This is a genomic window from Bartonella sp. HY761, from assembly GCF_026743145.1.
GTDB lineage: Bacteria > Pseudomonadota > Alphaproteobacteria > Rhizobiales > Rhizobiaceae > HY038.
The window spans coordinates 63,244-87,694 of record NZ_CP104888.1; the positions used below are offsets into that span (position 1 = coordinate 63,244).

General features: G+C 38.9%; 20 protein-coding genes and 1 pseudogene. 9 read left to right on the plus strand and 12 right to left on the minus strand.

Annotation, left to right across the window (positions count from 1 at the left end; all coding sequences use genetic code 11):
* The first annotated feature begins 581 nt into the window (after positions 1-581).
* Positions 582-785 (plus strand): hypothetical protein, encoded by a 204-nt coding sequence (locus N6A79_RS14850; RefSeq protein ID WP_268547675.1) that lies wholly within the window; start codon positions 582-584, stop codon positions 783-785.
* A 283-nt stretch (positions 786-1,068) separates the two neighbouring features.
* Here the strand turns inward: N6A79_RS14850 and N6A79_RS14855 are convergent, their stop codons facing one another.
* The 4 genes from N6A79_RS14855 to N6A79_RS14870 are packed head-to-tail and all read right to left on the minus strand — an operon-like array spanning position 1,069 to position 3,039.
* Positions 1,069-1,416 carry a barstar family protein gene (locus N6A79_RS14855; RefSeq protein ID WP_263499916.1) on the minus strand — a complete coding sequence of 116 codons (348 nt, stop codon included), beginning with the start codon at positions 1,414-1,416 and terminating at the stop codon, positions 1,069-1,071.
* On the minus strand, positions 1,413-1,790 hold the full coding sequence (locus tag N6A79_RS14860) for a hypothetical protein (protein ID WP_263499917.1): 378 nt from the start codon (positions 1,788-1,790) through the stop codon (positions 1,413-1,415). The genes N6A79_RS14855 and N6A79_RS14860 overlap by 4 nt, the downstream gene beginning before the upstream one ends.
* A 51-nt stretch (positions 1,791-1,841) precedes the next feature.
* A complete protein-coding gene (locus tag N6A79_RS14865) occupies positions 1,842-2,291 on the minus strand; it encodes a DUF7919 family protein (protein ID WP_263499918.1) in 450 nt (149 codons plus the stop codon).
* A 34-nt stretch (positions 2,292-2,325) separates the two neighbouring features.
* Positions 2,326-3,039 (minus strand): hypothetical protein, encoded by a 714-nt coding sequence (locus tag N6A79_RS14870; protein WP_263499919.1) that lies wholly within the window; start codon positions 3,037-3,039, stop codon positions 2,326-2,328.
* 469 nt (positions 3,040-3,508) lie between these two features.
* On the opposite strand from N6A79_RS14870, the gene N6A79_RS14875 reads away from it, so the two are divergent.
* Positions 3,509-4,231: a GntR family transcriptional regulator gene (locus tag N6A79_RS14875; protein ID WP_263499920.1), complete on the plus strand. Its 723-nt coding sequence runs from the start codon at positions 3,509-3,511 to the stop codon at positions 4,229-4,231.
* Positions 4,232-4,343: 112 nt separating this feature from the next.
* Here the strand turns inward: N6A79_RS14875 and N6A79_RS15930 are convergent.
* Positions 4,344-4,526: pseudogene (locus tag N6A79_RS15930) on the minus strand (hypothetical protein); the annotation flags it as partial.
* Between the two features lie 166 nt (positions 4,527-4,692).
* A complete protein-coding gene (locus tag N6A79_RS14880) occupies positions 4,693-5,190 on the minus strand; it encodes a hypothetical protein (RefSeq protein ID WP_263499921.1) in 498 nt (165 codons plus the stop codon).
* 556 nt (positions 5,191-5,746) lie between these two features.
* Between N6A79_RS14880 and N6A79_RS14885 the strand changes: the two genes are divergently transcribed.
* The 3 genes from N6A79_RS14885 (at position 5,747) to N6A79_RS14895 (ending at position 9,094) form a co-directional block, all read left to right on the plus strand.
* Positions 5,747-7,057, plus strand: a complete 1,311-nt coding sequence (locus N6A79_RS14885; protein WP_182419939.1) for an MFS transporter — start codon at positions 5,747-5,749, stop codon at positions 7,055-7,057.
* Between the two features lie 364 nt (positions 7,058-7,421).
* Positions 7,422-8,303, plus strand: coding sequence for an ABC transporter permease (locus tag N6A79_RS14890; RefSeq protein WP_182419940.1), 882 nt, complete (start codon positions 7,422-7,424; stop codon positions 8,301-8,303).
* A complete protein-coding gene (locus N6A79_RS14895; RefSeq protein ID WP_263499922.1) occupies positions 8,300-9,094 on the plus strand; it encodes an ABC transporter ATP-binding protein in 795 nt (264 codons plus the stop codon). Before N6A79_RS14890 ends, N6A79_RS14895 begins: the two co-directional genes overlap by 4 nt.
* Before the next feature lie 35 nt (positions 9,095-9,129).
* Here the strand turns inward: N6A79_RS14895 and N6A79_RS14900 are convergent, their stop codons facing one another.
* A complete protein-coding gene (locus N6A79_RS14900) occupies positions 9,130-10,509 on the minus strand; it encodes an MFS transporter (protein WP_263499923.1) in 1,380 nt (459 codons plus the stop codon).
* Positions 10,510-10,874: 365 nt separating this feature from the next.
* The gene (locus tag N6A79_RS14905; protein WP_268547676.1) at positions 10,875-11,291 is read right to left on the minus strand and encodes a hypothetical protein; all 417 of its coding nucleotides are present in this window, start codon (positions 11,289-11,291) and stop codon (positions 10,875-10,877) included.
* Between the two features lie 145 nt (positions 11,292-11,436).
* Between N6A79_RS14905 and N6A79_RS14910 the strand changes: the two genes are divergently transcribed.
* Positions 11,437-12,807: a HEPN domain-containing protein gene (locus N6A79_RS14910; RefSeq protein ID WP_263499925.1), complete on the plus strand. Its 1,371-nt coding sequence runs from the start codon at positions 11,437-11,439 to the stop codon at positions 12,805-12,807.
* 54 nt (positions 12,808-12,861) lie between these two features.
* Here N6A79_RS14910 and hutU read toward each other — a convergent pair whose 3' ends face one another.
* The 4 genes from hutU to hutI form a co-directional block, all read right to left on the minus strand.
* Entirely contained in the window at positions 12,862-14,538 is a 1,677-nt protein-coding gene (gene hutU / locus N6A79_RS14915) for a urocanate hydratase (RefSeq protein ID WP_263499926.1), read from the minus strand.
* 89 nt (positions 14,539-14,627) lie between these two features.
* On the minus strand, positions 14,628-15,410 hold the full coding sequence (gene hutG / locus N6A79_RS14920; RefSeq protein WP_263499927.1) for an N-formylglutamate deformylase: 783 nt from the start codon (positions 15,408-15,410) through the stop codon (positions 14,628-14,630).
* A 5-nt stretch (positions 15,411-15,415) separates the two neighbouring features.
* Positions 15,416-16,951 carry a histidine ammonia-lyase gene (gene hutH, locus N6A79_RS14925; protein ID WP_263499928.1) on the minus strand — a complete coding sequence of 512 codons (1,536 nt, stop codon included), beginning with the start codon at positions 16,949-16,951 and terminating at the stop codon, positions 15,416-15,418.
* A 60-nt stretch (positions 16,952-17,011) separates the two neighbouring features.
* Positions 17,012-18,214, minus strand: a complete 1,203-nt coding sequence (gene hutI, locus N6A79_RS14930) for an imidazolonepropionase (protein WP_263499946.1) — start codon at positions 18,212-18,214, stop codon at positions 17,012-17,014.
* Positions 18,215-18,529: 315 nt separating this feature from the next.
* Between hutI and N6A79_RS14935 the strand changes: the two genes are divergently transcribed.
* The 3 genes from N6A79_RS14935 to N6A79_RS14945 all read left to right on the plus strand — a co-directional run bounded on the left by N6A79_RS14935 (position 18,530) and on the right by N6A79_RS14945 (position 24,372).
* The gene (locus tag N6A79_RS14935; RefSeq protein WP_268547679.1) at positions 18,530-19,882 is read left to right on the plus strand and encodes a formimidoylglutamate deiminase; all 1,353 of its coding nucleotides are present in this window, start codon (positions 18,530-18,532) and stop codon (positions 19,880-19,882) included.
* Positions 19,883-20,029: 147 nt separating this feature from the next.
* Positions 20,030-22,306: an ATP-dependent endonuclease gene (locus tag N6A79_RS14940; protein ID WP_263499930.1), complete on the plus strand. Its 2,277-nt coding sequence runs from the start codon at positions 20,030-20,032 to the stop codon at positions 22,304-22,306.
* Positions 22,288-24,372, plus strand: a complete 2,085-nt coding sequence (locus N6A79_RS14945; protein WP_263499931.1) for a UvrD-helicase domain-containing protein — start codon at positions 22,288-22,290, stop codon at positions 24,370-24,372. Before N6A79_RS14940 ends, N6A79_RS14945 begins: the two co-directional genes overlap by 19 nt.
* Positions 24,373-24,451 lie beyond the last annotated feature (79 nt).

Genomic DNA, 24,451 nt, shown 5'->3' on the forward strand with positions numbered 1-24,451 from the left:
TATATTTTTTAATAAAATTACCATGATCGATATTTTATTAAAAATCTAGCTATTGTTTGATGTTAAAACTAAAATTTAAGTGGTATTTTTTATAATGGAATAGGCATTACAGCGCGTAAAAATGAAGCTGTGAAATGTTATAAATTAGCCGCTGATTAGGGCTATATAGCTGCGCAAAATACTTCATAGTTTTCAAGGCGTGGATGCTTGATGGCATTGATTATTTAATTCTGCTTTGCATCTATGCGCTTTGTCTTTTGCCTTGTCGCGCTTTTGCCGGCGCGTATTGTCAATCGCTAATTCATTTTGCTAGCCCCTTGGTTTCGTTAATAAATAGGCGTAAAAAAATTGATTTGTCTTACATTTTTTATTTCACGTTAAGGCAAATTGGCAAATAAGGATATTATAAATGTATAAAAAAACCTGATAACCCTTGGCCAATATATTTAAGTGATGAGCGTTATTGCTATATTAATTCACCAGATGGTAAAACTAAACAATGGATTATTTTTTATGCTCGATCTTGTACTCATGATGATATTGAATGGAAGATTAGAAATGATATATTTGAACATTCGGATTTGCAACTTCAAATAGAAAAAATTGGTCGCCCATTACGAGATGACCTTTATTGGATATATACAGTGATGGCTTTTGTGGTGTGGAATAAAGACTATGATGACTATGACGTTATGATTGACGAAGCACCAGAAACAGAACCATTTTTCGTAAGAGACTATTTTGATGATTATCATGAAATGTTGGATTTCAAAAAAAACATATAAGCTTGAATTAGAGGATTTTGGTTTTCATGGTAATAAAAACTTTCCACGTGATGCACATTTTAGAGATTCATGCCATGTTAATTACATATAATAATATTGTATAATGAAAGTCGTTGTATTTAGGCTTGGTTAATTCTAACTTGAACGATTGAGGGAAATCTATCCGAGCCACAAAAAAGGTTCAAATTTGCAATCGACAAAAATTCTACGATTAAAAAAAGTTCCATAAGATATCTTATGTGATTGCCTTATTGTAAAGTGAAACGATTATTCAATCTCATAATTAAAGATTGCGAATAGGTAAAATTGGACGAAGGCAATAGCGCCCCTGAAGCCCAATATTTGTTAAACGCTGATTAATGCCAGTAATTAGGTCGAGCAGATGTAGGATAATATTTTTGTTTTCAGTATAGAAAACAAATTCCAAAATCGTTTCGCTATCGCAATTATTGGTTACTTGGCAAAGGCTTTGTTCACCATAATAAATAGATGACAGACAGTCTAACACTGCATTGCCGTTATTACCAAAGCCACTAAAAAAGCCAAAGGCGTTATTAAGTGCTGTATAAAGCTTTTGCGCTGTATCGACATCGCGTAAATCAAGCTCAATAACAAGGTTTTGCGCGCTCATTTCTTTAACTTTGCACTTTGTTTGATTGCACCATTCATCGCATAGACAATATCACCCATGTCCCGCTCTACCCTTGCCGGCGCACCAATAAGCCCTATTGCACCGCGCGAAAAATGTTGTATTTTTTCACGCATTTTCACAAAAAAGCGGTCGGTAATAATAAATAAATTATCATCAATCATTAAAAAATCACACTTAAAATCAACAAATATTAACACATCGCCAAGATCAAAGCAGTGCCATTTTTCTTCATCAATAGTTTCAATAAAATATTTTTCTAAGCAATAAAAATTATCCCAAGGTCGTCCGATGAAGCCAAATGGAAATATTGGCGTAACATGTTGACCAATAAGCTTAGTAAAATTGGTGGGCATTTACGCGGTCCTTGCAAATATTAGGGAATAATTGGTCAATCAATGACCGATTTATGCCCCATAAATTGATTCAGCATCGAAAGCTGTACTGCTATTTAGTTTTAATACAGCTTCAATAAAATCGGTTGGCGGTAAATAATCATGGCAATCAACCAAATGATGAATGGTACCATAGGTGAAATAAAAGCACCTATCATCTTTGGCTGATGGAATGATTAATTCCAAATGGTTAAGTAACATCTCGTTAAAATAGTAAAGCTCGATCCATGGTGGATCAACAAGGCGTGGACAACACGGGCAATAATAATACCCGCGTATCCTATTGCTAATAATATTAACATTGGCAATTTTTCCTTGTATAAGCATTGCCAATTTTTCTTTAAATTCTTGCGATGTTTTACCTTGAGTAAAAGGCACGGTTTTATCAAAACGTCCAATATTAAGTAATTTGAAATTTTCTTTTACCGGAATTTCATAAGGGGTTAAATCCGCATAGTTCATCAAAACCGCCCCATTTCATTTTGGTTTTTTAAATTTATTCGCTTTCATCAGTTACTCGATGTCCGTTTTGATCTTTTTGATCAATAAGTTTTTTTTGTAAAGTCAAAATCTGTTTAATAAATTGGTCATCCTCTTTGAAACCATTGCTAATTGATAATGCGTTCAAACGTTGTTTGGCAGCATCAAATTGACCCGTGCGGCGCTCAAGCTCAAGCGCAATTAAATTGGCATTAACCCATCGTGCATTTTCAAATAATTGAGCAGTGCTTTGGTTTTGTGCAAGCTCATCAATATATTTATTATACTCAGCAAGTGCTTCCTTCTGATACGGCACGGTTGGAGATTGCCAAGTAGCTTGCAGTAAAGTCGTTGCAATGTCGCCTGTTGGTTCTTTAAGCACTCTTTGCAATTGTGCAGCTCTATAATAGGTTGGTGTATTGATTATTTTTTTATATTCGGCACTTTCAACATAAGGCGTTAAAATTTTTAATTCTTCTTCAGTGAAATCGTCTTTAAAGATTACGAATTGATTATCGGGACAAACAGCGAGCGTCCAAGGCGCTGGAATTGGACCAATCGGCTTAAAATCTAGCATTTGCCCAAAAGATGTGCCACTGCCGTCCATTTGTGTGGAAAATTTTTGCCCTCCTATTGGGCAAACAAATTCTTGCATAAAGACTGTGCGGGCATGAACACCGGTTATACTCATTAATGAAATTAAAATTAGAGTTATTGCTCTCATCTTCATAGAAGTAATCCCTTTGTTTGTTCATTTTAATTAATCTAATTTAATCTTATATTTTATAGTCCTGATTTTACTGCCTTTTTAAATGAACCCATTGTGAAAATATTATATAATTGGCTCACTATGTTTATTTATAATTTAAATACGTCAAAATTATTGTATAAATATGTGTTTAAAACTAACAGCTTTGATAATTCAATGCGAATATTGATTATTCCATGGCAGATAAGTTTTGATATCGACATTTCATGCAGGTAATAAGTGAAATTGAGCTTTTGATATGCGGCTAACTTGGCAATATCATAGCAAAAGCGTTTCTATTTTACCCCTCCCCCAAATTTTGATTGATTATATTTCAAAAACTTGCACAAAATTAAAGCATTTTTTCCAAATATGACAAAAATATTGGCAAAAAGGGCACTGACACCCTATTATATAAGTTTGGGGAACTTTTAAAAGCGAATGAAGTGAGATGACAAAACACTCAAATGAAACCAGACATCAGCAGATCCTGAATGATATTAGCGACAAGATATTGACGGGAAAATGGAGCCCTGGCTTTCAACTACCTTTTGAGGTTGATATGGCTGAACATTATGGTGTTTCGCGTATGACTGTCAATAAGGTGATGATGCAGTTAGTGGCTGCAGGTATGATTGAACGGCGGCGCAAAAAGGGTAGCTTTGTCCGTATGCCACAAAGCCATGCTGCTGTTTTACCGATTAATGAGATTTCAATGGAGATTGAAAGCCTTAATCTTAGCTATAGCTTTAAAATCATCTCTGACACTATTCGCCAAGCTGATGCACATGATAGATTGCATCTTGATATCGGCAGTGAAAGCTTGGTGCGCGACATTAGCTGTTTGCATTTTGGTAATCATCACCCTTTTTGTTTGGAGCGGCGTTTAATCAACCTTACAAGCGTTCCTGAAGCCAAAGACGCCGATTTTTCAACCATAGCGCCAGGTAATTGGTTGGTGGACCAAGTGCCGTGGAGCAGCGCCCATAATGAAATTAAAGCGCGCAATATTAATGCTGCAACCGCTAAAATCCTCAATATTGGCGAACATAGCGCTTGTCTTTGCGTTGAGCGTTTTACCAAAAATAATATTGGTGTTGTCACCTTTGTGGAGTTAACCTATCCGGGTGATCGCCATAGTATTATTGCAGAATTTACACCCAATGCAAACTAGCAGCAAATATTAACATCTGCGAAAGGCGGCAATATTTTACAGGTTTTTATCAAGGCAGCAAACTACTTGACCTTTTCGCAATGTTTAAATTTGACGCATTTACGCCTTAAACGCCGTGTTTATCAATTGCTCGATAGAGATATTTCCCCAAATCTAACCCTTTAACCTTGATACCGCGCAAATAACAACTCCTCAATATCCCTATGGCTTAAACCATATTGAGATACTTGGCTGTCACCTGAATAATGATCCTTGCGTCAAAGTGCCTAACTCGTAAAATTGGCTTTAAAAGCATTCCTTGAGCAATTACTTTTTGATTTTAAAATAATTTATTTTTTAATCTTTTGAGCCACTATATATCCCTATAATAGGCAGGCCCAAGAGGTAGATAACTCTCAAGGTTTTATATTTTTAACATTAACGCACATTACGAAAAATATTTACGACAAGGCCTGAATATTTCAATCTGCTTTTGTTTCAAAAAAAGTTAGTTCTTCTAAGGTCCAATATTTTTCTTTATCAGGAATTAAATCATAAAATTCTTCATATAAACCTGTCCATGTTTCTGGGACATAGTTTTCAAAAGAAATCATATCACGATAATAAGAATATAAATATTTTTGATCAAAATCGATTAACAAAGAGGGTAAAAAAGAATAAAAATCATTTAAACTATTAATTTCTTTTTCTAATTTTTTTAATTTCAATTTTGTCTTATCATCAATTATATAACTTGAAGCATATTTTAAGAACACATTTAAATTATCTTCATTTAATATTTTAATTCCAAATCGAAACGAGAATTCAGTTATGATATGTTTATCATCTGCATTGCGGTTCCAAATGCTATAGTCCATATACCAAAAGTCTTTAGGCCCATGCATTAATATATATGAGTTTTTGTATTTTAGATAAACAAGAATTTCATCACCGCAATTTATATCATCCATAAAATTCATTCAAAATCTCCTATTTGCTTCTAATTTTAGCAAAGCCCTTTCGGGGGCTTTATTTTAAAAAACGTTGTTTGATGTTGAAAAATTCAATGTTTAATAAACACTGACAAGCTTTTTATGTGCGAGGGTGAAGAATTTCATAAATCAGATATATAAATAATATCATCAAAAGCGATGATTTAGTAAAATTTGATAAAAATGATTTTATTATTAGTTATGCGGCTAAATATTTTAAGCTTAATTTTGCAATATTTAGCTATCAAACCAATTGCTGGGTTAATTCTTTAGTGCTTGCTCATATTACCAATGAAAGAATTTGTAATATTCCGTGATTCTTTAAAAAACTAAATGTAGTCGCCACTCATCAATGGCATGAATTGATGTATAAAGAGAATTTATGACCCGTAAATTTAAAAAATTTTGGCAAAAGTAAGGCAAGCTGCCTTATTTCAGGATTTCTATCACTTTTTAGTCATATTTTATTCGAATTTTGCTTTGCAAGTTGGCAAAGTTCCTCTAGTTTGCCAAAAAATGATTAACGAAACAAATGGAACTTTAAATGACAGCACCCACGCGTTCAGAAGTGATGAACAAGCGCGTTCTTGCCGCAAGTCTTATCGGCAGCGCCATCGAATGGTTTGACTATTTCCTTTATGCCACTATGGCAGCTTTGGTTTTCAACAAACTCTTCTTTCCAGAGTTTGACCCGATTGTCGGGCAAATGCTCGCTTATCTTACCTTTTCGCTAACCTTCTTTGTCCGGCCGCTTGGCGGTTTCATCTTCTCCCATATTGGTGATAAGATTGGCCGTAAAAAAACCCTCGTTCTCACTCTATCGCTTATGGGTATTTCAACCTTTGGTATCGGTATCTTGCCAACCTATGACCAAATAGGCGTTTGGGCGGCTGTATTGCTCATTGTTTTACGTCTTATTCAAGGTCTAGGCATTTCAGGGGAATGGGGTGGCGCATTATTGCTTGCTTTTGAGTATGCTCCTTCAAATCGTAAAGGTCTTTTTGGTTCTGTGCCTCAGCTTGGCGTGCCGCTCGGTCTCGTGCTTGCAACGGGTGCTTTGTCTTTGGTTAGCCTTTTGCCACAAGAACAATTTATGAGCTGGGGCTGGCGTCTTCCTTTCATTGGTAGTATTTTGCTGGTTTTTGTTGGACTTTGGATCCGTAAGGGTGTTGATGAAACACCTGCTTTCCGTGAAACCCAAAAGGCTGGTAAAATTGCCTCTGTGCCGATTGTTGATACATTCCGTGACCATTGGCGCGAAGTGTTAATCGCGACTGGTGCAAAAGTAGTTGAGACCGCACCATTTTATCTTTTCACCACCTTTATTATCAGCTATGCAACCAACCAATTAGATATTGAAAAGTTTTACGCAATTAATTCGGTGACTGTTGCATCTATTGTAACAATCCTCTTTATCCCTCTTATGGGGCTGATGTCGGATATATTTGGCCGTAAAAAAGTATTTCTTTTTGGCTGTGTTCTTATGGCAGCCTTTGCATTCCCATATTTTATGATCCTTGATACACGCACAATTACCGGTGTTTTTGCCGCAACAATTATTGGTGCAGGTATCGTATGGGCGCCGCTTACTGCAACCCTTGGTACTTTAATGTCTGAAATATTCTCAGCACGGGTGCGCTATACAGGTATTACTCTTGGCTACCAAATTGGTGCCGCCTTTGCTGGTGGTACAGCACCCTTTATTGCAACCATGTTGCTTTATAAATTTAATGGTGCATGGTTTGCCGTTGCCTTCTATATCATTTTCTGTGCGATAATCTCATTTGTATCAGTGATGTTTGCTCGTCCAATTAAAGACCCCCATCACACTGAAATTAAAGAAATAATTAAATAGGAACTAATCAAAAAGCCCCTTTTATTTAACGTAAAAGGGGCTTTTTTTATATTGAGATTTTGGTTGATTAATGATTACAGCAGCCCCTACCCGTTTAAAGTATCAATTAAGGAAATAGTCCTCCCAATTTTATATTATGAATATTAGCAAGAGCTTGATTCCATATAGCTCTTAATGCATGATTTTCAAAAATGTGCTTGAAAACCAATCAAATTTTAGCCAATACCCTATAAAAATGCGCTTAAACATTGACATTTTTCGATAAATGTTGAAATCCGTTTGAATTGATATAAACAAGGACGCTATTGAGAATACAAGTAATGCTTAAAACAATATATATCGAGAAGAACAGAAAGGTTGGACCATGAGCATGTTTGCCTTTACGGGCGCCGTAGAGATGGGCTTCATACTAGCCTTTGTTGGTATTGGTGTTTACTTGTCTTTTAGGGTTCTAGATTTTCCAGATCTTACCGTAGATGGTAGCTTTGTGCTTGGTGGTGCGGTTTATGTTGCATTGGTTGTCGCTGGGTTTAACCCTTGGCTTGCTATGGTAGCGGCTTTTGCTGCCGGAAGTCTAGCAGGACTTGTAACAGCATTGCTTAATTTGCAATTTGATATTTTGAATCTTCTTGCTTCCATTTTGGTTATGACAGCCCTTTATTCGATAAATTTGCATGTTATGGGAGGCGGCAATTTACAAGTTGGTAACGCGCCTTCAATTTTTACGCCATTTGAAGGACTATTTGGCCTAAAACCATTTTATATGCGTATTATTGTCATTGGCATATTAGTTTTCATTACGGCTTTGATTTTTTGGCGGTTTCTTGCAAGTGAAACCGGGCTTGCTATTCGCGCAACCGGTATTAACAAAAAAATGGCAAGTGCACAGGGCATTAATACCTCGTTTCAGGTCTATCTCGGTCTTGCTTTATCAAATGGCTTAGTGGCAATTGGTGGCGCCCTTTTTGCGCAGGTTAATCACGGTATGGATATTACCGGCGGTATAGGAACCATTGTTTTTGGTCTTGCAGCGGTCATTATTGGAGAAGCATTATTTCAAACTCGCAATCTGCTTGTTATTTTAATATCCTGTATTATTGGTTCAGTGCTTTATCGTATTGCTGTCTTTTTAGCTTTGGGCGGTATTTTGGGCGTAGACCCATCAAAAGATATGCAATTGGTAACCGCAACTATTGTGGCTCTCTTTCTTATTGTGCCTAAATATTTGGGAGCAAAAAAAATATGATTAAGCTTTCTCATATTGATGTTGTCTTTAAGAAAAACACTCCACTTGAAAAACGCGCCCTCATTGATATTAATCTTGAAATAGAGCGCGGCAGTTTTGTCACTGTTATTGGCTCCAATGGTGCGGGTAAATCCACTATGCTTGGAGTTTTGGCAGGCGATATTTTGCCAACCAATGGCAAAGTAATGATTAATGATAGTGATGTTACAAAAAAGCCAACGGCAAAACGTGCTAACCAGATTGCTCGTGTTTTCCAAGATCCGCTAGCTGGTAGCTGTGGCTCGCTTACTATTGAAGAAAATTTAGCACTTGCGGCTAAACGTGGTGAAAAACGCGGGTTAAAATCGGCAATTGGTAAAGAACGTCATAAAGAATTTCGTGATCGCATTGCAGCCCTTGGTCTTGGACTTGAAGACCGTATTCATAACCGCATGGATATGCTTTCTGGTGGGCAACGCCAAGCAGTATCGTTGATTATGGCAACCTTGGCCAGAGCCGATATATTATTGCTTGATGAGCATACTGCCGCGCTTGACCCGGGCATGGCAGAATTTGTGATGAAACTTACCGACCGTATTGTGAGCGAAAATAAGTTGACCACCTTGATGGTGACCCACTCTATGCGCCAAGCACTTGATTATGGCAACCGTACTTTAATGTTGCATGGTGGTAAAATTATTCTTGACGTTGCCCATGAAGAACGCCAAGGCTTAGATGTACCCGATTTGCTAGATATGTTTGCCAAAGTGCGCGGTGAAGCACTTGACGATGATAAGTTGCTGATGGATTAAACAAAAGCCGCAATAAAATAGCGGCTTTTTTATTTTTATCGGCGCGAAATACTAATTAAGGCAGCAACTGCAGCAAAGCCAGCCGCGATAAACATAATATTTGCAATATTATCTACACCTGAAATTGCTAAAAACAATGCAACCGATGCAGCACCAAGCGATTGGCCAAGCAAACGCGCCGTACCAAGCATACCGCTTGCTGCTCCGCTTCGCGGCTTTGGTGCTGATGTAATGATGAGACGGTTATTAGGTGCTTGAAATAGGCCAAAACCAATGCCGCAAATAGCTAACCGCCAACAAATATCAATGATGCTTGGCTCGGTTGGTAAAAAACCTATCAGCAACAAACCAATGGCTAAAACAACAAGACCAATAAACCCTAAAATGGCAGGCGAATATTGATCCGATAATTTGCCAGAAATTGGCGCAATGATTGCAAGGGCAATAGGCCAAGGCATCATCAAAAAACCCACTTCAATCGGCTTATAGCCATAAACCACCTGCAATAAAAATGGCAGTGATAAAAGTGCCATCATCTGCGCCAAAAACGACATGATTGAGGTGCAAAGCGAAAGGCTAAACACTGGAATGGCCAATAAATCCAAAGGTAAAAGTGGGTCACTTTTTTGCAGCGACCTACGAATAAGCCAAATAGCTACAGTCATGATAATTATGACTTGCATCAATAAAAGCGGCACCGACATATGAGAACCAGCATTATCGATAGTGATAATTGTAAGACCAAAAACAATGGCGGTTAAAACAGCACTTAAATAGTCAAATTTTCGCGGCGATAGCGCATTAAACGGCAAAGTTTTTACACCCATGGCAATGGTTAAAATGCCAAGCGGTACATTGATGAAAAATAGCCAAGGCCAGCTTAAATATTGTAAAACTACGCCCGCAAGACTTGGACCAATAGTGGAAGAAAGCGCGACGACAAACGCGTTTAAACCAATGGCAGTACCAAATTTTGCTTGCGGCACACAAAATCTTAAAAGCGCAGTATTAACACTCATCAATCCAGCGGCTCCAAAGCCTTGAATAATGCGTGAAAGAGTAAGCATTTCAAGCGAACGCGAAAAAACACAAGCGATAGACGCAAGCGTAAACACGGCAACGCCTATAAGGTAAATACGTCGATAGCCGTAAATCTCGCCCAAGGCCGCAAACGGCAAAATGGTGATAACAATGGCAAGCTGATACCCATTAACAATCCAGATGGAGGCAGCAGGCCCAGCCGCAAAATCGCTGGCAATGGTTGGCAAAGCAACATTGGCAATAGTGCCATCAAGTACGGCAAGCATAAGGCCAATCATCAGCGTCGCCCATGCCCAATAAATTTGCGGTGTGGGTAAGCCATCTTGCGGCTGGCAATGCGATTTATCAAGGGTAGAAATTTGCGGCTTGGCCATAGGGTTCTCCCACAATATCAAGGCATTTTGGTAAAGGGTGGATTTGCTTTTATTTGCACTTAGCTTTTCACCTTATAAAGATGGAAAGCCAGTTTAAAGTCAAGCGATTGCCAAAACACAAAGATTTTATAGGTAAAACAGCAGGCTATATTTAAAAATCCCCACTCAGGATCTTTTAAAGCTTTTTTGAAAAGTGTGACGCGGTTTTCGGACAAAAACGCGGTGTAAACAATGGATTAGAGCGCTAATCTGATCCAATCAAATCGAAATGCGCTCTAGTATTTTAAAACGCATTTGGTATGTTTGAAAACTCATTATGAAAAAATATATCACCTATCTGCTGCAAATAAGACTATACGTAAATGCTAATCGCCTATTTGTATTTTCTCAGGACTTTTAATATTAATTTTCCATGTCTTACCATTATTTGTGTGGCATAAAACAAAATCGCCGACTAACATTGCGTCTTCAAATGGATTGGAAGTATTACAAAATAAAAACCATTTTAAAACATCATCTTCGCAAAGGACAATAAATCCGCTTGATCCGTGCCCATCACCCTGCCCCAGATAAACCCTATATTGTTCTGCTTCAATAATTTTTAATGGCGTGACAGACGCGAAAAGACAATCACTTAAAAATATTGGATTATATTTCTTGGTTATCGCTATCTTATCATCAACCAAGTCAAATTCGATCACGCTATTATCGTGTTGGTAAATACAATCATAGTCAAGCAATTGATTGGTTGAAATAAAAAAATCAAGATTTATAATATTCATCAATAAGCGAACCATTGTTTACAATGACTTTAGCATAATCAATTGGATTAACAATACAAGCCATTTGCTTTAACCTTTACAAACACTTAAATTTATGAGAACATAGAGTGAACGCTATCTGACTAGCAAATGTGAGGGGGAATATATGCGGCTAGATCAACCAATTGATGTGATGGGCAAATTTTGGTTGCCAGAACACAGCGAAGAAGATGGTGTCATCGGTCGCCTTATTATTGAAGATGGTGGAAATATTCGGCTTGAACTTTATCACAATATAGATGCAGATAGCCTTTTCGCAGATCTGTTTCCTAGGGACTTAGAGTATATACATGGTCAGTTGGAGAATAGCCGATTTGTAACGCTGCGAAATTGCATGTATGTAAGTACCGTAAACGATAATGAAAACAATTGTGAAACTAAGTTCCTCCCCCTATTTGCATTTCTAGGCAGTCTTTTTGGTAAAGAAAGTCCAATTTCGTTTGATAAATATGTTTTTCAAATGATTGGACTTAACGATTGGTTGTATAAGTACAATTTGATAGACAATAAACGCGAATATGGAAAACAATATACTATTCAACTCGGCAGTCATAATGGTGCAGATATTGAAATAATCACCTATTTTGAATTAAATGACAACGCCAAAACTTCGAAACCCACTCAACACAGCTTTATTACGATCAAAACCAAACAGCCGCAAGACTGGCAATTTTTTCGTCGTTTTACTTACAATTTAGGCCTCTTTTTTTCAGTGGTGTGTAATAGAAAAGCAAGTGCGTATAATATAGTTGGAAAAAATAAAAACCATTTAAATGCACTTAATATTTATTATGTAACACCGTCTACATCCAATGATAAAGTTACATATCCTCGCCAAAAATTATTATTTGTATATAGCAATGTAGAAAAGACTATAGTTACGCGCCTACAAAAGTGGTTTAAAATTTGCGATGATATAGGTTATGCTATAGATTTATTCATATCAAACAAAGAAACTAAATATGATAAATTGGCTAGTAAATTTTTGAAATTAATGCAAGCTTTTGAAGTCCTCGCAAACTATACCCTTAAAACAGATAAAGCCTTGCAGAAAGAAAAAGATGCCCAAAAGAGTGAGCTGGATGCCTTAAAAAAACGTCTTTTACCTTTCCTTAATGCAAAAGAACAGGATTTATTATCCTCCAAATTAGGCAATGTCATGGGCTTGCCGCCCAAATATATTTTAACCAAATTATTGTATGGAACAACACGCGAATGGCAAAATGAAGAAGCGCTTGAGACCTTTTTAAGGGTGATCTTTAGGATAAGGAATATTTATACCCATGGTCATACTATAAGCAAATTAAAAAATAGTTCAGACTTCGTTAATTTGATGATTAAATTAGAATGTTGCTTTAGGTTAGTAATTTTCAACAAAATTGGCTTTGAAAAAGAAGAATTGTATGGGTTAGTAGAACGTAGTGGTTGGTTTAAACAAAAATTAGATTTTAATTTTGATATAAAAAAACTAAAATAACGAAAAGCCCCAAGGTTTGCGCCTTGGGGCTTTTCTCCTTGGGAGGATTTTACTCTAGTTATCCAAAATTGATGGCAAGCGAAGGTTGTGTTCGCCGGCGCATTCAATTGCAATGTCATAACCAGCATCGGCATGGCGCATAACGCCTGTTGCAGGGTCATTCCATAAAACGCGCTCAATACGGCGTTTTGCGTCATCCGTGCCGTCCGCACAAATAACCATGCCCGAATGTTGGCTAAAGCCCATGCCAACGCCGCCGCCATGATGCAAGGATACCCATGTTGCACCTGATGCCGTGTTAAGCAATGCGTTTAGCAATGGCCAATCGGATACCGCATCTGATCCGTCTTTCATACTTTCGGTTTCGCGGTTAGGTGATGCGACTGAGCCTGAATCCAAATGGTCACGGCCAATAACGATTGGGGCTGACAATTCGCCATTTTTAACCATTTCATTAAAGGCAAGACCAAGGCGATGACGGTCACCAAGACCCACCCAGCAAATACGGGCAGGCAAGCCTTGGAAGGAGATGCGCTCGCGTGCCATATCAAGCCAGTTATGCAGCTCTTTATGGTCTGGCAATAATTCCTTGACCTTTTGATCGGTTTTGTAAATATCTTCTGGATCGCCTGAGAGCGCAGCCCAACGGAATGGCCCAATGCCACGGCAGAATAATGGGCGGATATAGGCAGGCACGAAGCCGGGAAAATCAAAAGCGTTTTCAAGCCCTTCATCCTTGGCAACTTGGCGGATATTATTGCCATAGTCAAAAGTTGGGATACCGGCATGGTAGAAATCCAGCATGGCTGCAACATGCACTTTCATGGAAGCGCGGGCGGCTTTTTCGACTTCCTGTGGTGCGCTTTCGCGCTTTTCTTTCCACTGCGCCATTGTCCAACCAATGGGCAAATAGCCATTAATTGGGTCATGGGCGGAGGTTTGGTCGGTTACCATATCGGGACGGATGCCGCGCTTGACCATTTCTGGCAAAATTTCAGCCGCATTGCCAAGCAGCGCCACGGATTTTGCTTCGCCTGCCTTTGTCCATTTATCAATCATGGCCATGGCTTCATCAAGGGTTTCAGCCTTTGCATCGACATAGCGGGTGCGAAGACGGAAATCAATGCTATCTGGATTACATTCAATAGCAAGGCATGAAGCCCCTGCCATAACCGCTGCCAAGGGCTGCGCGCCGCCCATGCCACCAAGACCGCCCGTTAGCACCCATTTGCCTTTTAAGTCGCCATTATAATGTTGGCGGCCAGCTTCAACAAAGGTTTCATAAGTGCCCTGCACAATACCTTGCGAGCCGATATAGATCCATGAGCCTGCCGTCATCTGGCCATACATCATCAGGCCCTTGCGGTCTAGCTCGTTAAAATGCTGCCAATTAGCCCAATGGGGCACAAGGTTAGAATTGGCGATTAAAACGCGCGGCGCGTCCTTATGGGTGCGGAAAACACCAACTGGCTTACCTGATTGCACTAGCAAAGTTTCATCATCATTTAAGCTGCGCAAAGTTTCAACAATCTTGTCATAATCTGCCCATGTGCGAGCAGCACGACCAATACCGCCATAAACCACTAATTCATTGGGGTTTTCAGCAACATCAGGATCAAGATTATTCATCAACATGCGTAATGGCGCTTCAGTTAGCCAGCTTTTTGCGCTGATTTCACTACCATGTGGGGCGCGGATTTCGCGGATATTATGACGTGGATTGCTGGTCATTTTTACTCCTCCAAAAGTATAAGATAATGGGTTTAATTTACAAACTTAAATTCAAATGCTTCCGCCTGATGTACTTTAAGCGCAACAAATTAGGCACAACTGGCAATCACCGCTTCTAGCACTGCTTTTAGCGGCGTACGTAATGCTTTTGCCTTGGTTTCATCATAGGCAAAGGGCAATGTTTCCTGTTGCAAATGGGTGCTTTGGGCAAGCTCCATTTGAATGGCAAACACCTTGTCTTGCGGCTTGCCATAATGGCGCGTGGTCCAGCCGCCTTTAAAGCGCCCGTTTAACACATGGCTATAGTTGCTTGCAGTTTTAAGCACATCCATCACCGCTTGTTCCATTTTAGCTGTAGTGGTTTGCCCCTCATTGGTGCCGACATTGAAATCTGGCAAAATGCCATCAAACAAGAATGGAATATGCGAGCGGATGGAATGGCAATCATATAGGATTGCATAGCCATGAATGGCTTTTACCCGTGCAATCTCATCAGCTAAGGCATTATGATAAGGCGTATGGAACAATTGCTTGCGCCTTTCCACTTCTTCCATATCGGGGGCATTTGTCCAAATATCTTTGCCATCAAAATCGGTTAATGGCACAAGACTTGTGGTATTTTGCCCAGGGTAAAGGCTAACGCCCAAAGGATCACGATTTGCATCTATGCAATAGCGATGAAATAACGCACGAACAGTGGTGGCATTATCCACCAACCCATCATATAAATGATGAATGTGCCAGTCGGTATCGGTAAGCAAGCGGCCGGTATCGTTTAAATTGGCGGCAATATCATCGGGCACAAAAGTACCTGTATGAGGAAAGGCCAAAATAAGCGGTGATGTGCCTTGTTTGACTTCAAAGACATCCATTGCACTTAGTCCTTTAAAATGGGGAATATTGTTTGGTCAAATAGGCCAACCACTTCACCCGATGCAACAATGCGGCGGCATTCTTCAAGGTCTGGTGCCATATAATGGTCAACCTCAAGCGAAGTCACACTTTGGCGCAAATGCGCAATTGCTTTTTGCAATTGTGGGCTAGTGGTTAAGGGGCCACGAAACTCAACACCGCGCGCTGCCATTAATAATTCAATACCAAGGATTGAAAACAGATTTTCAGTCATGGTAAGCAAACGGCGTGCGCCATGGCAAGCCATCGACACATGGTCTTCTTGGTTGGCTGATGTTGGGGTTGAGTCAACACAAGCAGGATGGGCCATTTGTTTATTTTCAGACATTAATGCCGCTGATGTTACTTCGGCAATCATCAAACCAGAATTTAAACCCGGCTTTGCCGCCAAAAAGGCGGGTAAGCCAAAGGAAAGCGCAGGGTCAACCATTAAGGCAATGCGCCGCTGTGAAATGGCACCAATTTCGCAAACTGCCAATGCAATTTGGTCGGCAGCAAAAGCCACTGGTTCGGCGTGGAAATTACCACCTGAAACAACGCTATTATCGCTCAACACCAATGGATTATCGGTAACCGCATTGGCTTCAATAACCAAAGTATTAGCGCAGTGGCGCAATACATCAACTGCCGCACCATTAACCTGTGGCTGACAGCGAATGCAATAAGGATCTTGCACGCGCTCATCATTTTCCAAGTGGCTAACACGAATTTGCGAACCAATAAGCAATTCACGCACAGTACGTGCCGTGGCAATCTGGCCATAATGGCCGCGAAGTGTATGAATATCGGGATGGAATGGCGCAGATGAACCCATAGCAGCATCAGTTGATAAAGCACCAGTCACTAGCGCGGTGCAAGATGCGCGGTAAGCACGCAGCAGGCCAGCGATAGCAAGTGCGGTTGATGTTTGCGTACCGTTAATCAGTGCCAAGCCTTCTTTCGCTTGCAAAATAACTGGTCTTAAACCAGCAAGTGCCAAGGCTTTGGCGCCGCTCATGCGTTCGCCCTTAAAGAAAGCTTCGCCCTCGCCCATCATCACCGCTGCCATATGGGCAAGTGGCGCTAGATCACCCGATGCGCCGACTGAGCCTTTTTCAGGAATAAGCGGCGTTACATCTTTTTCCAGCATGTCTTCAATGAGGCGGACAAGCTCAAGACGCACACCAGAAGCACCACGGCCAAGCGACACCAATTTTAATGCCATGATGAGGCGAACAATGTCACGACTTAACGGCGCACCCATGCCGCAGCAATGGGAAAGAATAAGATTGCGCTGCAAGGTTGCAACATCGCTTGCATCAATACGGATGGAGGCAAGCTTGCCAAAGCCGGTATTAATGCCATAAACTGGCTCATTACCTTGGGCAATTTCTGCAATGCGTGCGGCGCCTTTTTCAATTGCTGCATCAAAACTACGATCAAGTTTAACGCTGGTACCATTCCAATAAATATCGCTAATTTGTTCAAGGGTAACTTCACCCGGTTTTAAAGTAATTGTCATTTTTACCTCCCGTCCAATTTGGACATTTTCCTAAAAATTTTGTTTTCTAAAAAACTTTGCTTATTGTGCTGAAATATAACGCGCATAAAGCGGATTTGCGCCAATGCGGTAAACAAGCTCGGCTGGTTCAGCAATATTCCAAATGGCAAGATCGGCGCGTTTGCCCACTTCTAAAGTGCCACGGCTTTCCAATAATCCAAGGGCGCGGGCAGCTTCACGGGTGGCACCTGCTAAACATTCATCAACACGAATATCAAACAAGGTTGCCGCCATATTCATGGTGAGCAATAGCGATGTTAAGGGCGATGTGCCGGGGTTACAATCAGTTGCCACCGCCATTGGCACATTGTATTGGCGCAAAAGTGCAATAGGTGGCTTTTTTGTTTCATGAATGGTGTAATAAGCCCCCGGCAATATAACCGCTACCGTGCCGGATTTTGCAATGGCCGCAACACCTTCTTCGTCCAAATGCTCAATATGGTCAACCGAAAGCGCCCCATAGGAAGCGGCAAATTTTGCGCCGCCAAGATTGCTCAATTGTTCAGCGTGGAGCTTTACGGGCAAGCCCAAGGCTACTGCCTTGTCAAAAACTGGCTTTAACTCTTGTGGTGAAAAGGCGATATTTTCACAAAATGCATCAACCGCATCAATCAAACCTTCACGTGCGCCTTGTTCAAGTACGGGTAACACCACCTCGTCAATATAAGCAGCGTTGCGCCCCTTATATTCAACCGGTGTTGCATGGGCGGTTAAACAAGTGGTGCGCACTTTTATCGGGCGTAAAGTTTCTAGCTTGCGGGCAGCGCGCAACATATCAAGCTCGCTTTTAATATCAAGCCCATAGCCAGACTTTACTTCAATTGTGGTGATACCTTCATTAATCAATTGGTCAAGACGTGGTAGTGATGTTGCTGCCATTTTATCGACCGTTAACGCTCGTGTCGACCCCACGGTCGACACGATGCCCCCACCGCTGCGGGCAATTTCTTCATAGCTTGCACCAGCGAGGCGCATTTCAAATTCTTTGGCGCGATTGCCGCCGTAAATAATATGGGTGTGGCAATCAATCAATGCTGGACTCATCCAACGGCCACCAAGATCAATAATATCATGATCGCTTTTTATTGCCGGCAAGTCATTTTCAGAACCAACAAAGGCTATCAAACCATCTTTTACAAAGATTGCGCCATTTTTAATAATGCCTAAATGGGAATCTTGCGCGTTATCTTGGTGCGCAGATGCCCCAGATGAAGGGGCGACCATTGTCATTAATGATACATTTTTGAAAAGAATATCATTGCCGGCAAATACATGATGTTGCGGCACAGAAGTGGTAAATGGAATGATTTTTCCCATTGAAGCCTCCCTATTTTTGTTATAATGTATATACATATTAAAAATCTGGCAAGTAGAAAGTTTTTAAATTCAAATCAAATTTATTTTAAAACCCTGCCAAAGTTTTAAAAAGTGAATATTTTAGCCATTATTGGCGTTAAAAATAACGCTGATACAAAAGGTTAAAAGACTACGCTGACAAAAATATGAATGATACAAAATTGTGAACAAGTGGAGGATAGGATGCAAAAAATATTCGCAGATAGCGCATTAACCGCTAAGGGCTGGCAAAAAAATGTCGCGATCAGCTTTGAAAATGGCTCAATTACCGCGATAGATGAAAATGCCTATGATGGTAATCCGCAGCAGACAGGCGCCCATTATAAAGTGCTGGTAAGCGGCATGCCCAATTTGCATTCCCATGCTTTTCAACGTGCCATGGCAGGCTATACCGAGCGGCGCGGCGCAACGCCTGACAGTTTTTGGAGCTGGCGCGTTGAAATGTACCGCCTTGCCCTTGCCATGAATCCTGACGAGGTGGAAGCCGTTGCATCACAGCTTTATATCGAAATGTTGGAAGCTGGTTTTACCCGTGTTGGCGAATTTCACTATTTGCATCATGATATTGATGGCAAGCCCTATAATGATATTGGTGAAATGGCAGGCCGCATTTGCAATGCTGCGCAAAAAAGCGGTATCCATCTAACCCTATTGCCGGTCTTTTATGCTCATGCGGGTTTTGGTGGCCAAACACCGGTTGATGGGCAAAAGCGTTTTATTAATGACACTGCGAGCTTTGCAAAACTGGTTCAATCATGCCGGAGCCACGCAAAAAATCTTGAAAAAAGTATTGTTGGCATCGCGCCCCATAGCTTACGCGCCGCCACAGAAGATGAGTTAAAGGAAATTTTGCCACTTGCTGATGGTAATCCAATCCATATCCATATTGCCGAGCAATTAAAAGAAGTTGATGATTGCGTTGCATGGAGTGATGAGCGCCCAGTTGAATGGCTGTTAAACCGCTTTAAGGTTAATGAAAATTGGTGCTTGATCCATGCCACCCATTTAACAGAAGATGAAACCGTCAATATAGCAAAATCTGGCGCAATTGCTGGGCTTTGTCCGCTAACCGAAGGCAATCTTGGTGATGGAATTTTCAACGCCCTGCCCTTTATGGAACATGGTGGCCGTTTTGGCATTGGCAGCGACTCCAATGTTAATATTAGCGTTGCTGATGAATTAAGCCAATTTGAATATTCCGTGCGCTTAAAAACCCATATGCGTAATGCAATCGCCAAACCTTTAGGCTCTAATGGCCGCCATTTATTTGATGAAGCAATAAAAGGCGGCGATCAAGCGCTAAAAAGCCAAAGCGCAATTAAATGCGGCAATAGCGCCGATTTTGTTGCCCTTGATTTAAAAGGTCAAGATTGGATTAAGGAAGACGCTATTTTAGACAATTGGATTTTTGCCCGAACGGTGGACGTTAAAAGCACGTGGGTTAATGGCGTTGAAGTTGTGCGCGATGGCAAACACATTGCCCGCGATGAAATATTTAAAACTTATAGCAAAACCATGAACAAGCTTTTTGGCTAATTTTACAAATATTGTTTGAATACAAATCAACCGCTTGGCAGCACTTGCCAAGCGGTTTTTTGTTTTCTTTTTTAAGTTTCTATGTATAGTAAATACATTCATCAATATTTTATGATTTACTAATGTATTGAATAGGCGGAGATTAATATGAAAATAACAAAAATTGAGGTTAAAAATTTTCGTCTACTTAAAGATTTTAATATTGATCTTGAAGATGACTTATCTGTAGTCATTGGCAAAAACAATTGCGGAAAAACATCATTATTGCTCATCCTTGACCGATTTTTAAACAAGTCTTCCAAGAGTACATTTAGCCTAGATGATTTTAGCATTGACTGCGGCAAAAATTTTAAACAACAAATTTTACACGATTTAAATGCAACAGCAAACCCTATTGTAGAAGATGAAAATTTACCTAAAATATCGTTACGTTTATTTATTGAATATGGCGATGACGATGATTTAACGCGCATTGGCAATAAACTCATCATGGATCTTGATGACAAAAATACTACAGTAGTTTTATCATTTGAATATTATTTAAGCGCCGAAAAATATGCTAACCTCATTTCAGATTTAAAAGAATATTGCAAAAAACTTGATGCTATTATCGAAAACAAACCAACAGTTAAAGATAAAGCTGAACAAGAAAAAACTGAACAAGAAAAAACTGAACAAGAAAAAGCTGAACAGGAAAAAGCTGAACAGGAAAAAGCTGAACAGGAAAAAAGAAATAAACAAATTTTTAAATTTGTGAAAGATTATTTACATACATATTTCACTATTTCTAAAAAAAGCTTATATTACGGCTTCCCCAAAGATGAAAATGGTAATGATGATGAAACTCAGCAACGTTTCGTTTACGAAGATGTTTTTATTGATTTAAATAAAGAAAAAATTGAACTGTCGGATATCATTTCATTTAAATATATTAGTGCCAAAAGAAATGTTGACAATAAAGACAGTGATCGCACTTTATCAATTTTGTCTTCCAATATTTATAATGCTTTAGCAAATCAAGATAACCACAATGAACAGGTTATACAATTACGATCGCAATTAAGTGCAACGGATGGTATTCTAGATAAGACTTACGGCACGGTTTTTGAAACAATCATTAGAAATATAAAGGATTTTGGTGGCACGCGTAAAGGTGATAGCATCATTAAAATTGTCTCGTCCCTTAATGATAGAGACCTTTTAAGCAATAATACTATTGTTACCTATGATGTTGATGGCGAAAATTATTCACTTCCCGAGCATTATAATGGTTTAGGTTATATGAACCTCATTAGTATGATTTTGGAGGTAGCGTTTAATTTACAGGACTTTAAAACCGCCAATAAAAGCAAGCCGGCAGATTTAAATCTTTTTTTCATTGAAGAACCGGAAGCCCATACCCACCCACAAATGCAAGCTATTTTCATCAAAAATATCCGCAAGCTTTTAAAAGATGAAGTTGACGGCGAATATAATTTGCAAACTATTTTAACCACCCATTCTCCACATATTGTGGCAGAAAGCCAGTTTGACGATATAAAATATTTAAAACGTGATAGGCATTCAATTACATGTAAAAATCTAAAAGATCTTCAAAAATACTATAAAAAGGATGCAGAAAGCTATCGCTTTTTAAAGCAATATCTCACCATACACCGTGCAGATTTATTTTTTGCTGATAAAGCAATATTTATTGAAGGCGATACAGAACGCATTTTATTACCTGCCATGATGAAAAAACTAGATACAGATGAAACAAAGGCTACTGAAGATAAATTATCTCTTTTATCGCAGAATATTTCGATAATAGATATTGGTGGTAGACATTTTCATTTATTTGATCATTTCATCAGCTTTATCGGAATAAAGACCTTAATTATCACTGATCTTGATACAGTTGAAAAGACTAGTGATAGCAGCAAAGGTAAGGCGTGCCGGGTATCTGCTTCTAATGCAGTAATTGGAAATAAGACGGTTTTAAGCTTATGCGACGACGACTGGCTCGTGCAACTAAAAACTAAATATCCTGATATTGTGCCAACTGAAACAGAGCCAGAAAAATTATGGCAAAGTAAAAAACCAAATTTATTGCGTTGCGCTCATCAAACTGAACAAGAAGAATATTTAGCACGCAGTTTTGAAGATGGGTTTATTCATATCAATCGTGAGTTTTTTAAAGGATTTATAAATAAACAACCATATACGCAAAATCTAGGCAAAGGAAGGCTAACCAACTTTATTGAAGGTAAGCCCGACAAAAACGGCAATTTGGTTGATGCTTTCGATGTTGCAGCTTCTATCGTCAGTAAAAGCACATTCGCCATTGATATTTTACTCCATAGCGCTTCGCAGTGCGACGATAATCGTGACTGGAAAACACCATCTTATATTGAAGAGGGGTTAAAATGGCTACAGATAGATTAAATATCATTAGTGATGAAGATAAAATTTTAGCGATTATTAATGATGGTAAAAATTTTTTATTAAGCGGTGGCGCGGGAAGTGGCAAAACCTACTCTCTCGTGCAAATTATTAAAACTATAATTACTGATAAACCGCAAGAAAGAATTGCCGTCATTACCTACACCAATGCAGCAACAGCTGAAATTAAAAGCCGTATTGACAGCCCTAATCTTTTTATTAGTACTATACATGAGTTTTTATGGAATAATATTAAGTCATATCAAATCCAGATTAAAGAGGCGTTGGCTGCATTAGCTAAAAAAGAAGCAATCGCAAATGCGACGGCTGAAGAGGGAAAAGAAAAAAAACAATTTGCTGGTTTTGATGCACATGGACTTATTGAAAAAAGCATTCAATATAAAGAATATAAAAGCCTAAAAGATGGTATTATTTCTCATGACGAAGTGCTTGCCATTGCCAATTATCTCTTTGAGAATTATAAAAAATTACGTCTTATTGTCAAAGACAAATATCAATATATTTTCCTTGATGAATATCAGGATACAAGCCCATTAGTGGTTGAAATTTTGCTAACTTTTTTACAACAAGACAACAGCAAAAAAAATACTATCATCGGGCTTTTTGGCGATGCGATGCAATCTATTTATGATGGCGGTGTTGGCACTCTTGATGATAGCCATAATAATAGCATTAAAACTTACATTGATAACAATAGAATACAAAAAGTTGATAAGGTCCAAAACCGACGCAATCCCAGTTTAATTTACGAACTTGCTAATAAATTGCGTTTAGACGGGTTAAAGCAGACCCAGTCAAATGATAAAAATGCACCAAATATGGTTGATGAAAAAGTAAAAAAAGGCACGATACGCTTTTATTTTTACGTAGAGCCTAAAAATTCAACCGAATGTAAAGACGATGAAACGCGTGAAGACCCCAAAAGCACCAACATAGCCACCCAAGCTTTGCAAAAAGTAAAAAGTCAATTGGGGTGGGATTTTACCGATGCTAAAAATACAAAAGAGCTTAACCTTACGCATAAGCTAATTGCTTCGCAGGTGGGTTTCGAGCTTTTATTGGAAATATATGATAAGAATAAAATATTAGACTATAGAGATAGAATTAAAGAATTTATTAAAGATAATCCTGCGCTGAATTTGGATGAATTAGGCGATACATTTGGTGCGGTAATTGAATATTTAGAAAAATCATATCCCGAGGATGCAAATTTGCAACCCAAACAAGGCGTTGAAAAAACATATATTGAAAACCATCAATATATATTTGAATTTGCTAAAAAGCAACCTATCAAAACATTTTTTAAAACTTATGTATCCAAAGATAACTTAATCAGCGACCTAGGTGATAATGAAGATGGTACTCATAACGCCCAATCGCAACGCGATCCACTTATCAATCAATTATTTAAAATTCAAAACCTCATCACCCTTAATGATGCAAGTAACTTTAGTCAATTTATTTTAAAAACTGATTATGAAATTATAAAACGTAAAGATAAAAAAGACTTAGCTAAATTCATAACGAACCTGAGTAGTGAAAGCGGCACCCAAACAATTGGTGAAGTAATAGACGAAGCCGATAAAAATTTACTCTGCCGTAAAGGTGATAGCTTTAACAATTTTGTTGAAAAAAATCCCTATATTTACGGACTTGTTCGCGATGTGCCTTATAATCAATTTAGAAACCTTTACAATTATATCACCGGTAAAACACCGTTTTCCACCCAACATAAAACAAAAGGTTCCGAGTTTAATAATGTCTTAGTAGTTTTGGATAATGGCAATTGGCCGAAATATAATTTTAATACTCTTTTTGATAAAGAAAAGGGAAAAGGCCTTGCATCTGCAAAAAAAACTAAAACAGCAATTATTGCGTTAGAACGTTATCACCGAGTAAGTAATAAAACAGCGCGGATTTTTTACGTTTGCTGTACGAGAGCAAAAGAAAATCTTGCCTGTTTTTATTATAATCCTTCAGAGCAAGTTTTAAAGACTGCAAAAGAATGGTTTGGTGAAGAAAATGTAATTGATGTATTAACACTCTAAATATTAAGCCAATGGCTTTTAAAAAAAGCGATAATCGTTTTATTAAATAACTACACTACCCTGTGGAAAAATAAACCGC

What these genes read in the sequence shown, in the direction of transcription:
- N6A79_RS14855 (WP_263499916.1), bottom strand. Translation starts at nt 1,416, where the DNA reads ATGAGCGCGCAAAACCTTGTTATTGAGCTTGATTTACGCGATGTCGAT.
- N6A79_RS14860 (WP_263499917.1), bottom strand. Translation starts at nt 1,790, where the DNA reads ATGCCCACCAATTTTACTAAGCTTATTGGTCAACATGTTACGCCAATA.
- N6A79_RS14865 (WP_263499918.1), bottom strand. Translation starts at nt 2,291, where the DNA reads ATGAACTATGCGGATTTAACCCCTTATGAAATTCCGGTAAAAGAAAAT.
- N6A79_RS14870 (WP_263499919.1), bottom strand. Translation starts at nt 3,039, where the DNA reads ATGAAGATGAGAGCAATAACTCTAATTTTAATTTCATTAATGAGTATA.
- N6A79_RS14875 (WP_263499920.1), top strand. Translation starts at nt 3,509, where the DNA reads ATGACAAAACACTCAAATGAAACCAGACATCAGCAGATCCTGAATGAT.
- N6A79_RS14880 (WP_263499921.1), bottom strand. Translation starts at nt 5,190, where the DNA reads ATGAATTTTATGGATGATATAAATTGCGGTGATGAAATTCTTGTTTAT.
- N6A79_RS14885 (WP_182419939.1), top strand. Translation starts at nt 5,747, where the DNA reads ATGACAGCACCCACGCGTTCAGAAGTGATGAACAAGCGCGTTCTTGCC.
- N6A79_RS14890 (WP_182419940.1), top strand. Translation starts at nt 7,422, where the DNA reads ATGAGCATGTTTGCCTTTACGGGCGCCGTAGAGATGGGCTTCATACTA.
- N6A79_RS14895 (WP_263499922.1), top strand. Translation starts at nt 8,300, where the DNA reads ATGATTAAGCTTTCTCATATTGATGTTGTCTTTAAGAAAAACACTCCA.
- N6A79_RS14900 (WP_263499923.1), bottom strand. Translation starts at nt 10,509, where the DNA reads ATGGCCAAGCCGCAAATTTCTACCCTTGATAAATCGCATTGCCAGCCG.
- N6A79_RS14905 (WP_268547676.1), bottom strand. Translation starts at nt 11,291, where the DNA reads ATGAATATTATAAATCTTGATTTTTTTATTTCAACCAATCAATTGCTT.
- N6A79_RS14910 (WP_263499925.1), top strand. Translation starts at nt 11,437, where the DNA reads ATGCGGCTAGATCAACCAATTGATGTGATGGGCAAATTTTGGTTGCCA.
- hutU (WP_263499926.1), bottom strand. Translation starts at nt 14,538, where the DNA reads ATGACCAGCAATCCACGTCATAATATCCGCGAAATCCGCGCCCCACAT.
- hutG (WP_263499927.1), bottom strand. Translation starts at nt 15,410, where the DNA reads ATGGATGTCTTTGAAGTCAAACAAGGCACATCACCGCTTATTTTGGCC.
- hutH (WP_263499928.1), bottom strand. Translation starts at nt 16,951, where the DNA reads ATGACAATTACTTTAAAACCGGGTGAAGTTACCCTTGAACAAATTAGC.
- hutI (WP_263499946.1), bottom strand. Translation starts at nt 18,214, where the DNA reads ATGGTCGCCCCTTCATCTGGGGCATCTGCGCACCAAGATAACGCGCAA.
- N6A79_RS14935 (WP_268547679.1), top strand. Translation starts at nt 18,530, where the DNA reads ATGCAAAAAATATTCGCAGATAGCGCATTAACCGCTAAGGGCTGGCAA.
- N6A79_RS14940 (WP_263499930.1), top strand. Translation starts at nt 20,030, where the DNA reads ATGAAAATAACAAAAATTGAGGTTAAAAATTTTCGTCTACTTAAAGAT.
- N6A79_RS14945 (WP_263499931.1), top strand. Translation starts at nt 22,288, where the DNA reads ATGGCTACAGATAGATTAAATATCATTAGTGATGAAGATAAAATTTTA.